Below are 13,727 nucleotides of genomic sequence, written 5' to 3'. Positions count from 1 at the left end.
CTTCAGGTGCAGCCTTATGAGGAGTTGAGTCTGATCCCAGCACCAGAAGGATATATTCCACTCTCAGATCAGCGGAATACGATTGAAAAGACAGATGATCGGGCATTGCTCTCCAATGGCAAGCTTTCACTAGAAGTTCCGTTGGGCAAGCATCCCATTAGCGCTAGCGCTCATGTTCCTGGACCCATCTATCGGATGCAGAGGTGTGGTGGCCTATGGAGAGGTTGCACATACTTGGATACTCGCAATGCCCCTACAGGATGCGAAGGAACAATCAGGGAGCATGGACCGCTTCGTACCGTCTATGAATATCGAGCAGAATGGGCTGATGGAGGATCGTATGAGGCTGTAATAACCTTGGATTCTGGGCAAGTATTCGCTCGTATCGAGGAGACATTCGATACGGAGCCTGGAGCCCAGCTTGTATGGGACTTTGCCGGCAGTGATCTGCCAGCCGAAGCTTGGGTTCTAAATTCTGCGGAGGGCTGCACTTCTGTGCCGCTACATAACCGTTTTGATCGAAGGCTAGCGAGATTAGCATCGTGGAATCAATATTCTCAACTGCACGACCTGTCGGACGGTTATGCATTAGGCTTCGAGCAAGGAGATGACACGATCGGGTTCGTTAGCATAAACGGAGGAGCTTGGCACGGCAATCGGCAAAATCATGCGGAGCTATGGATACGTAGATGGGAGCGGAACGATCCGCGAACACGTAAGGATACACCTTGGGATGTTAAGGCAGATTGGACGGACCATCCTGAACGGATTTTGGCTAGAGGGGACAGCATTAGCATTCCTCATGTGAACGTGGAAAGCTGGATCGTGAGCGGCCATCGACGGTCCGCTCTCGTTATTGCGGATAGAGCCTTCGTTCAAAGCGGTGGGCTTCGTCGATTACACACTCGACGGGGAGTCGTCACACTCGAGGAAATAACTCGGATGGAGCTTTCCGCATCTACAGCTTCGGAATTAGGAAAGAGAATGGAAGCTGCCCCTTTCAAATATCCGAATCACGTGCTGGAGTCTCATTTCTTAAACCGTTTCTCAGGAAGCTGCGGCGAGGATCGCATAACTCACATGCTTGACTACACCTTAGATATGACTCAAGGCTTCTGGAACGGGGCCGGTGCATCTCACGTGAATTGTGTGATTGGGAGAATGATAGCCCCTTGTATGTTTCTGCTAGAGCATACCGTAGAAGAAGGCTCGTGGTCGTCGGAGGATCGAGAAAGATGTAGCAGCAGATTACTCTTCCTGGCTTATTTGTTTGCTTCTGATCATTACTATCCAGGCTTGTCGACGATGCGTCCGATCGGGGATATGGATACGGTGGAGCCGACGATGACGGGAATGTCGAATCAAAATTTCTATACGGATATTATTAATGTGTTCGCAACGGCAGCGCAAATATTTCCTGAGCATCCTATGGCTTCTGCATGGAAAGAAAAATTCGTAGACATGTGGCAGCTACAGATGCAATTTCACATGTATCCCGATAGTGGGCTGTGGGAAGAAAGCCATACGTATTACAACCATGTTCTATATACATTGCTGCCGCTGCTACTTCGTAGACGAGATGACGGAGCTGAGGATGAGTTTGCTAATCCCACATTCCACAAGCTGCTGGGGTCTTCTATACGTCAATTTACTCCTCGGTATGCCGAAAATGATAACGCAAGGAATATGGTGGCCTTTGGAGATCATTTTCCTGAAACAACGTTATACCGAACCCAGTATGGGGAATATGCCATGGCCATTAAACCGCACGACTCAGAGCTGGCAGGAAGATTAGCTTGGGCATATCGGGAGATGAACGGAACACGGGAGCTGTGTGTATTGGAGCAAGCATTCCCGTGGATAGATGAATATGTTCAGGGACTGGGCTATATGTTCCGCTCCCAAGATGACAATGACCAGGAGTGCCTGCTTGCACTTCGCAGTGGAAGTGCATGGGGACATCATCATAACGATGAGGGAAGCATTCATTTCTATGCTAAGGGACACGCTCTGATCTTAGACTCGGCGTTCAGTAAAGTACAGAAGGATCCAGAGAAGAAGCTTGGGCATCGCGGACAAAGTCGGTGGACGTTACGCGATATTGAGCCAATGAATTATTTCTTTAGGTTTAACCGAGGATGGATCGCAGCTCATGATCAATCTGCTGTGTTTCCATACGCCACGGCGTATGATCCTATCCACATGTTCTTTATGCCGGCGAATAGGTTAGCTTACCCCATGAGGCGTCCACTAGAGCATGAACGGACGATCATCAGGCTGGCACCAACCTCGTTCATTGTCGTAGATAAGTGTGTTTCGGATATGCCACAAGTTGTTCGCTTTCACGTGGCAGGTGATCATGGGATCGGATCGGATGAATCCGTCGTTAATGCTGTAATCGGACAATGTAGGCTCTCAATCGTCCCCTTAACTTCGGAGAGGCTAATGGTGGAGACGGAAAGGGATGCGGATATGGCATCAGGACAATATTGTACGACTGAGTTTGCCTTTCATTGTGGGTTAAGGCCGATGAACGCATTTTACATTTCTGCGGACGAAATACAATCGTCAGCTCCTCGGGTTATGTTAGGAGATAAAGACGACGATAAAGTTTACGTGACTCATGGTGACCGGAGTTGGCAGCTTAAGTTTAATGAAGACGGTACATTGACGATTACTGATGACTGTAGGGGAGTCAGTCAAACGTTGTAGGTCATAGCTGCAAGTGTAATGAAAAAAACTGTTCCGCAGTTATCCATGAACAAGGATGACTTGCGAGAACAGTTTTTCATTTTGTTTAATTAAGGTTTCTCAGCCATATTATCCGATGGATGAACATCTAGAATGTCCATCAGGAACATGAAGATCGGAATCCCAATAATCAAACCCCATATCCCGAAGTAGTGCTGGGAGAACACGAGAATAACGAAGGTGTAGAACATAGGAAGCTCAGTTTTGGATGCCATAAGACGAGGATTCAGCAAATACGTCTCTACGGCATGGATCACAATAATCATGACGACCGTCCATATCACGAGTGTCCATCCGCCTGTTTGGTAACCGATGAGACTGATAGGGATAAAGCTCAGCATCACGCCCGCCACAGGGATTAGACTGAGAATGAGAACCATCACGCCTAATGCGAACAAGTAAGGGAATCCGAGAATCCACAGTCCAAGCATAGTCAATATGGTGTTGATTACTGCTATAATTAATTGCACTTCAATGACTTTACCGAAAGATGCTACGAACTTCTGACTGAAGTATTCCAATTCGTCGTAGATCCAACTAATCTTGCTTGTCTTGAATTTACGCGTAAACTGGAGTACCTTCGTTTTCTGGAGTAGGAAGAACAAGCTGAGAATAATGACGATTAATATGATCTCCAGCCATTTTCCTAGCTTAGTAATATAGAGCAGAGATTGATCCACATACGTTTTGTACTCTATTTTATTTAAGGCTTCGGATAGCTTGTTGACGACTTCGTCATCTTGATTGGAGTTAAGGAATCGTAAAATGTTGTTAACCATTTCTACGACCTGATTGATGATCTTGGGGACGTAATTTGAGATGCCAACAACCATTGCCGCGATTATGATGACGTAGATCAGAAGAGCGACTGCATTCGGATGTATAGGAAACAGCTTGCTAATCTTTCTCGTCAAATAACCTGTAAGACTACTCATGACATAGGTAACGAGGAATAACAGAAGAATCATATTTAACATATGTCTTAAGCTGAACAGCAATAACACAAACAAGAGTAGGACAACTATTCTTCTAACCATTGGTAAAGCCAAGAAATCACGTATCATCCCCATGAAAAACCCTCTTCTACATAGTTTGTGCCAATCTATTATAGTACGGAAAAGACTAAGAAAGGTTTCTTTGTTCATTATTTTGTATGAATAAGCTGGTAGGCTTTCATATTATAGTACAATTGTTCGGTAATAGAAAATGAACAACCCGCCCATAGCTCTAGGGTTACACCCAATTGATTATGCTGACTCGAATAGAGAGCTAAAATCGGATATACTTGGAATCGTCACATGGTTTAACGTTGTAAACATTGTTAAGATCAGTACACAACGTTGAGGCTTGTTAAATTAAGCGAAGCAGGTATGAATGAGATGACACAAACGGAACAATCCATTTATCGATTCAGCGAAGCCCCGATATGGGAGCTACAGAGATCTTATTATGAAGAGCAGGGAAGCGAAGCGTGGCAATCTGGAGTGGTTCCACAATACATAACGAGTAATCCGATGATTGCGGTCGCGTATGCGGAAATGATATTTGGCTTTCTTCAAGATAGAGCCAGATCAGGCAACCTCTCAGAACCGATTACTATCGTTGAGCTTGGATCAGGTTCGGGCCAATTAGCCTTTCATGTTCTTAAGGAATTGAGTGAGTTAATCCAATTTGCGGGAATCGAGCTCCCGTCTTATCGATATATATTGAGTGACTTGGCAGTCAAAAATATAGCCTTTTGGCAGCAACATCGTAGTTTAATTCCTTTTGTTGAACAGGGAGTACTAGACTTCGCGAAATTTGATGCAGTTCAGGATACCGAGCTGGTATTGACCCATTCGGGCGAAGTTATCCGAACAGGCGACCTGGAGCAGCCACTTATCGTTGTTGCGAATTACTTTTTTGATGGGATTCCGCAAGAGCTGCTCTATGTAGAAGATAATAAAATCTATGAGTGTAAAGTATCTCAACACTATCCGGATGGAGCAACCGGTCTAAGCACATCGGAGATGCTGGAGAAAGCGATTCTTGAGTATCATTATTACCGGGCTGAACAATACGAGCAGGCAACGTATCCCTACCATGACGTTATACAGCTGTATAGAGAGAAGCTTGAGGATTCTCATATCCTATTCCCGGATATCGGATTAGCTTGTTTAGAGCGGCTTAGCCAGCTGTCGAAGAGAGGTTTTCTTCTGCTCACGGCGGATAAAGGCGACCATCGCTTAGAAAGTTGGGAGTTTTCCGAGCCCCCGAAATTAATCGTTCATGGAAGCTTCTCCCTAACGGCGAACTATCATGCGATTCAAGCCTTTTTCGAACAGAAAGGCGCACAAGCTTTCTTTACAACGCATCATCATAATAACCTAAATGTAGGCTGTATTCTCATGCTTGAAAGTCCAATAAGCTATTCGAATACCCGACTGGCTTATCGACGATTTATCGAACGCTTTGGTCCAGACGACTTTTTCAGCATGAAGCAATGGTTTGATGGACAGCTGGAACAAATGGAGCTCCGTCAAATCCTGGCTTTGTGGCGTTTGGGTGGCTATGATGCGCAATGGCTCCAGCAAAGCGGTAAGCGTATTTGGGCGCTTCTTGCGACGGCTAACGAAGCTGAGATGGAGGATATTCGCAATGGCATACAATTCATGTGGAGAAGCTACTATCCTGTGGAGGAGAGGCCTAACTTTGCGTTAGACATTGGCTTATTGCTATTTCAAATGGAGTTTTACCAGGATGCATTGGTGTTCTTTGTAAGGTCACTCCAATATCACGAGACTGATTTCGATGTGATCTATCACCTAGCGGTTTGCTGCTACGAAGTTGGAGATGATGCTGCTTCACTGGAGTACTCGCTTCGAACTCTAGCTATGGAGCCTGAGCACGAAGGTGCGTTGGGGCTTCGAGATCTTCTGAATACAATGTGAGATGTGAATCGAATTTGAATCTGGAGACAGACAGGAAGCTTAGGCTCCCTGTCTGTCTGTTTGTTGTTGTTCATAGGTTATCGAGCTGCAACTAACCTTAGTTACATATCCATGAGCAGTTGCTTCTGAAATTCCTCGAACAAGGTCGCGTTCAGTGTACCTGACACAATTGAGCCTCGCTTTGCGAGAATACCAAGCTGAGGGCCGTTTTCAATATCTTCAACCTCTTTTGCCATTGTGCCATCAAGCAGAGGATGTGAGTCTATGCTAGGAACGAATGTAATCCCTAAGCCTGCCTGAACATAATTTTTAACCGCTGTTATGCTGCCAACTTCGATTTTATTTTTAAAGGAAACTCCGGCCTTACGATCCATCATGGATTCCAATCGTAATCGAAAGGGACAAGATTCAGGAGTTACCAACAGCCTTTCATTATGTAGATCACTAAACTGAATGTTGTTTTGATGCGCAAGCCTGTGTTTACTTGGGATTAACAGTGTAAAGCGTTCAAATTGCAGTGGATGAAATTCAATCTCCATGCTCGGATCTGGTCGCTCACAACGAGCATACAGATCAGGCTCAGGCTGATGACATAATGCGAAATCAATTTGATCGTTCAACACGAGCTGCATCAACTCTTGATTCGTTCCTACCGTAATCGTAATTTGCGCCTTAGGCTTTGTTTCCAGGAATGCAGCTACAATAGATGGAACGAGTCTACTAGCTGAAGGTTCTGCAGATCCAATATGAATAATACCCGTTTCTCCACGGACCATATCCTCTAATGTGCTGCTAAACTCCCAGTATTCTTTCAATAGTGCATCCGCTCGCTCATAGACAAGCTGACCTTCCCTGGTCAGCTTAATCGTCTTGCCTCGTTCTATAAGCTTGATTCCCAATTCAGATTCCAGTTTCTGAAGGTGCACGGTAACTGTGGGTTGGGAATATTTCAAAGCCACAGCGGCGCGATGGAAGCTACCTAATCGTACAATGGTTTGAAAGGTTTGAAGTAAGCGAATCTGCATCGTAATTCCTACCTTCTTTACTAATATTAATTACTTCGATTACATTTATGAATTGTACTTTTGGGCTTAAGTTTTGTATGATATCGTTCATAGCTATTTTAATTCTTACTAATTAGATCGGATTAATGCGGACGATATTGTTATACATACAGGAAAGGCACTGATTTGGAGGACGCAAACATGAATCCCGCTGGAATTGAAGTAAAAAATGTGAGCATGAGCTATCAATCGGAATCGTCGGAAGTATTAGCTGTTAAAGAGGTTAGCTTATCGATCGGCAAGGGGGAATTCGTTTCCCTCCTAGGACCATCGGGCTGTGGTAAAACGACTTTGCTCAGGATGATGGCCGATCTACTGACACCAACGAACGGTAGCATTGAAATCGCAGGGCAATCCACACGTCAAGCTCGACTATCGCAAAAGTATGGAATTGTGTTCCAGAATCCAACCCTTTACGACTGGAGAAAGGTTAAAGACAACATTACGCTTCCGCTGGAATTGAAAAAGGTACCTAAAGCCGAACGTGAGCGCAAAGCGCTTGAACTCTTGGAGCTTGTTGGTCTGGAAAAGTTCAAGGATAAGTATCCATGGCAGCTCAGCGGCGGCATGCAGCAGCGAATCGCCATTGCTAGAGCGCTTGCGATGGAACCAGAAATTTTACTTATGGATGAACCATTTTCCGCCTTGGATGAATTTTCAAGAGAGCGTCTTAACGAAGAGTTGCTAGCAATTTGGAAAAAGACCAACAGCACTGTCGTTTTTGTTACCCATAGTATTTCGGAATCCGTGTTTCTATCCGACCGGGTATTCGTACTGTCGCCGCATCCGGGTAGGCTTTCTGCTGTCGTAGATATCACGCTACCTCGTCCTCGTACGAAAGAGATGCGGAATAGCCCCGAGTTTTACAAGCTGATTACCCAGATCAGGGACAGCTTCGAAGGGAGCTAGCCAATGAAGCGCATTAAAGATCGCTTACTTCCTTCACTAGCATGGCTCTTCTCTTTGTTAGTCATATGGCAGCTCGTTTCTTGGTATTTGCTAGAGGTCAAAGAGACAACGCTTGCTCAATCCAAAGTGCCCTATATTCACGAGGTCGTTCATACGCTTTTCACCTATGGTTTAACGCTTCTCCAAGAGGGCTGGTCTACCTTCATTAATGCCGGTGCAGGTTTACTTCTTGGCACTGCTGTTGGAGCAATCCTGGCCATTTTGATGAGCTTATCGACGTGGGCGGAGAAAACAGTTTTTCCTTATGTAATCCTCTCTCAGATGATTCCAGTGCTTGGCCTTGCGCCAATCATATATGGAATCGTTCATGACGAGAACTGGTCTCGCGTCATTATCGCCGCTTATATTACTTTTTTTCCGGTTAGCTTGAATATGCTCAAAGGAATTCGGAGCGTTAGTCCCGGTTCACTAGAATTGATGCATTCCTATGCAGCAAATCGTTGGAGCATCTACTGGAAGCTGCTCCTACCGAATGGATTGCCCGGATTGTTTAATGGGTTGAAAATCGCGGCTCCACTTGCCGTAACGGCTGCCATCCTAGTGGAAATGATGGGTGCAAGGCATGGTATCGGTGTCATTATGCTGAGGAACCTTTACTATGGACCATCCAACACCTATATGTTTTGGTCTACAGTCGTCGCTTCCGCTCTACTAGGAATCGCCAACTATTTGCTAGTCCAATTAATCGAGCGAATCGTTACGCCATGGCAGCCTGCTTTTCGTACGAAAGGAGGCGATAACTAATGGCTACTATCCGCTATAAGTCAAAACAGTTGGCTATGAGAGCTTTGAAACAGTATATCATGCCGATCTTGGCAGGCGTATTGTTCATCTGGCTATGGCAGCAACAAATTTTTCACAAGCTGTTTAATATCCGGCTTCATCAGCTGCCGCTTCCTTCTAGAATATGGGATACGTTCAAGGATAATATTGAACTGCTGTTAAGCTATACCCGGTATACGATGACTGAAGCGCTGATCGGGATGCTCATCGGCTCCTTAATCGGCTTCGGAGTAGCGACTATTGCCACAGCATGGCCGAAATGGGGTTCCGGCGGGCTTCTGCTGATTGCCGCATTAAACGCTGTACCAATTATCGCCTTAGCACCAATTATGAATCTCTGGTTCAGTGACGGGCTTGGCTCCCGGATCGCTGTTGTAACAGTCACGACGATGGCTGCAATGGCCTTTAATGCTCATAAGGGACTAAATAGCGTTGACCCTAATGCATTGGATCTCATGCATTCTTATGGCTCTAGCTCCTTTCAAGTGTTCCGTTACTTACGGTTGACGAATAGCTTGCCCTACGTGTTTACCGCGCTGAAAATAAATGCGACAGCTAGTATGATCGGCGCTATCGTAAGCGAGTTTTTCTTCTCTTCCGGTGGTTTAGGCTACTTGCTCTCCAACTCTATTAAAGTTGCCAAGATGTCTATGGGCTGGGCGTGTATTCTAATGGCGGCAGTAGCCGGGGTCATCTTCTATATGGTGATTGAAAAAGCGGAAAAATGGTCCGTGAAATGGCACTCTTCCCAACGTAATATGTTATGAGATTAGCTATGGTAGACATCGCGATGAGATTAAGATGAGCTCACGCTATGCTAATCATATATCAAAGCAAGACCAACATTCCCCCATCCAAGAAGGAGCAATCGAAATGATTAAGAAACAACGACATTATCGCAAGTCAGCACTTATTTTAACTCTAATGTTAGTCCTCACAGCCATCTTGTCCGCATGCGGAGGCAATAAGGACAATAACGCGGCATCACCTTCAACTTCCGCGCAAGCCTCTGCGAGTGCGCAATCTTCCGGAGAAGCAGCTTCAAAAGAACCGTCCGGAGAGCTGACGAAGGTTAGACTTCAACTCAAATGGTTACCGCAAACTCAATTTGGTGGTTATTTCGTTGCATTGGACAAAGGTTACTATAAAGAAGAAGGTCTTGATGTAGAAATTTTGCCGGGCGGACCTGATATCATTCCTGAGCAACAAGTTGCGAATGGTGCAGCAGATATCGGTAATACATGGGTTGCTGGGCTTCTTTCCCACCAAGAAGAAGGCTTCCCGCTTATCCAAATTGCACAAATGTCCCAGAAGAGCGGCATGCTTCTCATTTCCAAAAAATCTGCCGGAATCAACACTCCAGCGGATCTGAAAGGCAAAAAGGTAGGCGCATGGATGGGGGGACTTGAATTCGAAATTCTTGCTTTGCTTGAAAAATATAACCTAGATTCCACGAAAGACGTGACTTTAACAAAACAAGGATTTACGATGGACCAATTTTTGAACAATCAGTTGGATGCTGCATCAGCACTGACGCACAATGAGTACCCGCTAGTGTTAGCTGCAGGTGTTAGCGAAAATGATGTGAATGTAATTGATATGAATACAGAGGGTGTTGCCATGCTGCAAGACAATCTGTTCGCTAACTCGGAGTGGCTGGCTGATAACCAAGAGACAGCGGTGAAATTCCTTCGTGCTTCCTTCAAAGGCTGGAAGGATGCGATTGCAAATCCAGAAGAAGCAACGGATATCGTCATGAAGAGTGTAGATCAAGGCAGCACGACGAGAGAGCATCAACTTACAATGATGAAAGCAATCGGTGCGCTTGTCCTTCCTGAAGGTACAGATAACTCTAAGATCGGGTACATCGATGCCGCTGCATTCAAGCAAACCGCGGATATCGCACTTAAGTTTGGTGTTCTAAAGCAAGAGGTAGATTTGTCGAAAGCTTATACGAATGAGGTTTGGGAGCTGGCTACGAAGTAATCTCAAGACCATTCGATCACAATCAAATCTTGAAACGGAGGAGCAACTATGGCTAGAAAAATACTCGTGAGCGCTTGTTTGTTAGGTCACAAGGTCCGCTATGACAATGGGGATGTTCCCTGCTTGGACTCACGTTTTCTGAAATGGTACGAGGAAGGCCGTATGGTGCACATTTGCCCAGAAGTTGTTGGCGGTCTGCCTACACCTCGTCCGGACGCCCAACGTCAAGGTGACCGTGTCGTAACGGGTGCTGGTTCAGATGTTACCGAAGCCTTTGAAAAAGGTGCGCAAGCTTCATTGAAGCTTGCACAAGGCCATGACGTTGCCTTGGCTATATTGAAGCAAGACAGCCCCTCCTGCGGCAGCTTGTTCATTTATGATGGCTCCTTTACAGATGCGAAAAAAGAAGGACAAGGGACGACTGCAGAGCTCCTTCGCAACAATGGCTTCCTCGTATTCGGAGAAGACCAGCTAGACGAAATCGAGCGAGAGCTCGCTCGAATTGACGGATAGTCAGAGGAAGTAAAACAAAAACCAATCGATTCCGAATTATCGGAATGGGATTGGTTTTTGTTGTTAAAGAATTACTGGCTACGCGTATGCATTTTTATCTGTACAATTTCCGAGCGCGATCCGATTCGGATGGGGGGTCCCCAAAAGCCGTAACCGGAGGAGACGATGGAGTGGAAGCTTTCTTTTTGAAGATGCCCCCAATCATTCTCAAACAAGCGCTGTGTGATGAGGTGGGCAGGTGCGATTTGACCCCGATGCGTGTGCCCAGACACCATCAGATCGATGCCAAGCTGCTGCGCAGTATCTAAGCCATAGGGCTGATGATCTAATAATACGATAGCATTGGAATGGTCAACGCCATCCATCAGCTCAGCTACTCCCACACGTTTCTTATCGCTATGGTCCTTACTACCGATGAGCGTAAGCCATCCGTTCAGTGTAACGGACTCATCATACAATACCTTCATGTTGCTTTGTTCAAGTAGAGCAATGAGCTCATCCATTTCACCTTCGAATTTGTCATGATTCCCTAATGAGGCGTATACGCCGTAGGGAGCTTCGATTTGCGCTAAAATCTCTCCAATCCCCTTATTTTGATAAGGAACAATATCATCGTCAATAATGTCGCCAGGAAACAAAACGATATCTGGCTTCAAGGCGTTAATTTCCTCTACCATCCGAATCGCATGCTTCTTACCGGATAAGTAGCCGAAATGCATATCGGATGCCATAACAATGTTGAACTCCCGGCTCTCAGGCCCGACTTTGTCCACGGAGATATCGTAGGTGCGAACAACAGGGCTATAAGCATTGAAGCTGCCGTAGCCAATAAGGAGGAGAAGCGTTACTAGGGTGAAGCTACCCGCCCATTTCTGCACACGATGACGTGGCAATGAAGTAAGCTTGGTCAGCCAAACCGTAAGATGAACGATCGGCAGAAGCATAATGAGCAAGCTGAACATCGTAAGCCAATAAGAGCCGATAATACTCAATATTGTAGAGCCGTTGAACACTCGGGCAAGGATGAAGGAGCTTGCAAGAAAAACCAGAGAAATGATGTAGATTAGGCGAAAACGACGCGAATGCAGCGGCTTCATCCAAGCCCATCCACTCCAACCGATATAAAAGACGACTAGCGCATATACAACGATGAATACGAGACCGATTACAATAAACATAGGGTCCTCCTTATGGATGCGGCGAATGAAGATCTTTCACTTATAGGTGTTCGAATGATAGTACCTAAATAAGCCTGTAAAAACAACCCCGAGCATTAAGAGTTTTCTAATATTCCATCTTATTTGCTTGTCTCTTGGTCAAGCTGGAACTCGTCTGCATAATTGGTCAAGTCCCCTCATAGACATGAACCATGGAATTATTAATGTGCAGAGGGGTGGATCACATGCGTCGTCGGATTTCATGGATCACCGCTATTGCCCTGTTCTCGGTTCTTGTACTGGCCGGTTGTGGGAGCAAAAATGCGGATTCGATCGTAAAGGACCTGGACAAAGTTGTGGGCAAGATGGAGAGTTATGAAGGCAGCGGTACGATGATCTTACATACAGGACAGCAGCCGCTAGAGTACAAGGTAGAGGTATGGTACCAAAAGCCACAGCTGTATCGAATTTCTTTAACCAACGCCAAACGAGACATTACACAAATCGTTCTACGCAACAGCGAAGGAGTATTCGTTCTTACCCCTCAGCTTAACAAGAGCTATCGCTTCCAGAGTGACTGGCCAGACAATCAAGGACAGGTTTACTTGTTCCAAACGCTGGCACAGAGCATTCTCTTAGACAACACAAGACAGTTCACAACGGATAAAGACAACTATGTATTTGATGTCATGGCGGGGAACTACCAGAATGGTTCGTTTGCTCGTCAGAAGATTTGGCTCGATCAGAAAACCTATGCTCCAAATCATGTGGAAGTTTCGGATGCGAATGGGATCAAGATGGTTGAGGTTAACTTCGACTCCTTCGAATTCGGTAAGAAATTCGATAAATCAGCATTCGACATGGATAAGAACATGGGAGTTCTCCCTAACGCCAAGCCTTCGGATTCAGTGGAAGGAAGTGCAAGCCCTGACGCGACAGCGACTGCTGCGCCAGATGCTAGCGCATCCCCTGACGCCAGCTCATCTCCGAGCGCCATCGCTTCGCCGGATAACGAAACGTCCGCGCTGCCTGACCAGGAGGGGACTGCTGGACAAGGGAAGGACACCCCTTCTAAGGAAGCTAGCCTCTCGATTATTGAGCCGGATGTGGATTCATTACCGGTCGGCGTTGAATTACTAGATCAGAGCGATCTGCAACTCGGCGACAACCAAGGGGTCATGCTCCGCTATACAGGTAGCTACGACTTTACAATCGTGGAGATGGTAGCTAAGGATAGAGCGGTTACGTTCGGTGAAGGAATTACGCTGGACTTAGGCTTTACTCTAGGACATTTGACAGAAGGTGCGACCAATACATTGACTTGGACCTACAACGGTATGGACTTCCGCTTAACGACTGAAGATCTGCCGCATGATGACATGATTACCATCGCTCAATCGATGCAGCAAACTTCGGGAAAATAAGGAAGGGTTAGAGGGGCCGATCGTTTCATGATCGGCCCTGTTTATCTCCCGGAAGGAAAAGTTTGTCTGCTTGAATATCGTTGACAGTACCGCCTCCGACCAGTAACATTACTTTATTGTTGTTTTTTAGCTGTAAGGTAGGTGAGTGGT

11 protein-coding genes are annotated in these 13,727 nt (G+C 45.9%); 8 read left to right on the top strand and 3 right to left on the bottom strand.

Annotation, left to right across the window (positions count from 1 at the left end):
• Positions 1-6 precede the first annotated feature (6 nt).
• Positions 7-2,712 carry a hypothetical protein gene (locus M1K58_RS27165; protein WP_256762033.1) on the top strand — a complete coding sequence of 902 codons (2,706 nt, stop codon included), beginning with the start codon at positions 7-9 and terminating at the stop codon, positions 2,710-2,712.
• Positions 2,713-2,801: 89 nt separating this feature from the next.
• Here the strand turns inward: M1K58_RS27165 and M1K58_RS27160 are convergent, their stop codons facing one another.
• Positions 2,802-3,821, bottom strand: a complete 1,020-nt coding sequence (locus M1K58_RS27160; RefSeq protein WP_256762032.1) for an AI-2E family transporter — start codon at positions 3,819-3,821, stop codon at positions 2,802-2,804.
• A 309-nt stretch (positions 3,822-4,130) separates the two neighbouring features.
• Here M1K58_RS27160 and M1K58_RS27155 point away from each other — a divergent pair, with 309 nt between their 5' ends.
• Entirely contained in the window at positions 4,131-5,681 is a 1,551-nt protein-coding gene (locus M1K58_RS27155; RefSeq protein WP_256762031.1) for an SAM-dependent methyltransferase, read from the top strand.
• A 101-nt stretch (positions 5,682-5,782) separates the two neighbouring features.
• Here the strand turns inward: M1K58_RS27155 and M1K58_RS27150 are convergent, their stop codons facing one another.
• Positions 5,783-6,706 (bottom strand): LysR family transcriptional regulator, encoded by a 924-nt coding sequence (locus M1K58_RS27150; RefSeq protein ID WP_256762030.1) that lies wholly within the window; start codon positions 6,704-6,706, stop codon positions 5,783-5,785.
• Between the two features lie 180 nt (positions 6,707-6,886).
• On the opposite strand from M1K58_RS27150, the gene M1K58_RS27145 reads away from it, so the two are divergent.
• The 5 genes from M1K58_RS27145 (at position 6,887) to M1K58_RS27125 (ending at position 10,996) form a co-directional block, all read left to right on the top strand.
• On the top strand, positions 6,887-7,654 hold the full coding sequence (locus M1K58_RS27145; RefSeq protein ID WP_256762029.1) for an ABC transporter ATP-binding protein: 768 nt from the start codon (positions 6,887-6,889) through the stop codon (positions 7,652-7,654).
• 3 nt (positions 7,655-7,657) lie between these two features.
• Positions 7,658-8,458, top strand: coding sequence for an ABC transporter permease (locus M1K58_RS27140; RefSeq protein WP_256762028.1), 801 nt, complete (start codon positions 7,658-7,660; stop codon positions 8,456-8,458).
• Positions 8,458-9,264, top strand: a complete 807-nt coding sequence (locus tag M1K58_RS27135) for an ABC transporter permease (RefSeq protein WP_256762027.1) — start codon at positions 8,458-8,460, stop codon at positions 9,262-9,264. The genes M1K58_RS27140 and M1K58_RS27135 overlap by 1 nt, the downstream gene beginning before the upstream one ends.
• Before the next feature lie 106 nt (positions 9,265-9,370).
• Entirely contained in the window at positions 9,371-10,483 is a 1,113-nt protein-coding gene (locus M1K58_RS27130) for an ABC transporter substrate-binding protein (RefSeq protein WP_256762026.1), read from the top strand.
• Between the two features lie 48 nt (positions 10,484-10,531).
• A complete protein-coding gene (locus M1K58_RS27125) occupies positions 10,532-10,996 on the top strand; it encodes a 2-thiouracil desulfurase family protein (RefSeq protein WP_256762025.1) in 465 nt (154 codons plus the stop codon).
• Positions 10,997-11,067: 71 nt separating this feature from the next.
• On the opposite strand, the gene M1K58_RS27120 is transcribed toward M1K58_RS27125, so the two are convergent.
• Positions 11,068-12,174: a metallophosphoesterase gene (locus M1K58_RS27120; protein WP_256762024.1), complete on the bottom strand. Its 1,107-nt coding sequence runs from the start codon at positions 12,172-12,174 to the stop codon at positions 11,068-11,070.
• A gap of 224 nt (positions 12,175-12,398) precedes the next feature.
• Here M1K58_RS27120 and M1K58_RS27115 point away from each other — a divergent pair, with 224 nt between their 5' ends.
• Positions 12,399-13,577: a LolA family protein gene (locus tag M1K58_RS27115; protein WP_256762023.1), complete on the top strand. Its 1,179-nt coding sequence runs from the start codon at positions 12,399-12,401 to the stop codon at positions 13,575-13,577.
• Positions 13,578-13,727: the final 150 nt, after the last annotated feature.

The sequence above is a fragment of the Cohnella sp. WQ 127256 genome (assembly GCF_024519285.1).
In the GTDB taxonomy this organism is placed as follows: domain Bacteria; phylum Bacillota; class Bacilli; order Paenibacillales; family Paenibacillaceae; genus Cohnella.
The sequence above is the reverse complement of the archived record's forward strand: the minus strand, read 5'-3'. Positions and strand labels throughout refer to the sequence as shown.

What these genes read in the sequence shown, in the direction of transcription:
- M1K58_RS27150 (WP_256762030.1), bottom strand. Translation starts at nt 6,706, where the DNA reads ATGCAGATTCGCTTACTTCAAACCTTTCAAACCATTGTACGATTAGGT.
- M1K58_RS27130 (WP_256762026.1), top strand. Translation starts at nt 9,371, where the DNA reads ATGATTAAGAAACAACGACATTATCGCAAGTCAGCACTTATTTTAACT.
- M1K58_RS27140 (WP_256762028.1), top strand. Translation starts at nt 7,658, where the DNA reads ATGAAGCGCATTAAAGATCGCTTACTTCCTTCACTAGCATGGCTCTTC.
- M1K58_RS27125 (WP_256762025.1), top strand. Translation starts at nt 10,532, where the DNA reads ATGGCTAGAAAAATACTCGTGAGCGCTTGTTTGTTAGGTCACAAGGTC.
- M1K58_RS27160 (WP_256762032.1), bottom strand. Translation starts at nt 3,821, where the DNA reads ATGGGGATGATACGTGATTTCTTGGCTTTACCAATGGTTAGAAGAATA.
- M1K58_RS27145 (WP_256762029.1), top strand. Translation starts at nt 6,887, where the DNA reads ATGAATCCCGCTGGAATTGAAGTAAAAAATGTGAGCATGAGCTATCAA.
- M1K58_RS27120 (WP_256762024.1), bottom strand. Translation starts at nt 12,174, where the DNA reads ATGTTTATTGTAATCGGTCTCGTATTCATCGTTGTATATGCGCTAGTC.
- M1K58_RS27115 (WP_256762023.1), top strand. Translation starts at nt 12,399, where the DNA reads ATGCGTCGTCGGATTTCATGGATCACCGCTATTGCCCTGTTCTCGGTT.
- M1K58_RS27155 (WP_256762031.1), top strand. Translation starts at nt 4,131, where the DNA reads ATGACACAAACGGAACAATCCATTTATCGATTCAGCGAAGCCCCGATA.
- M1K58_RS27135 (WP_256762027.1), top strand. Translation starts at nt 8,458, where the DNA reads ATGGCTACTATCCGCTATAAGTCAAAACAGTTGGCTATGAGAGCTTTG.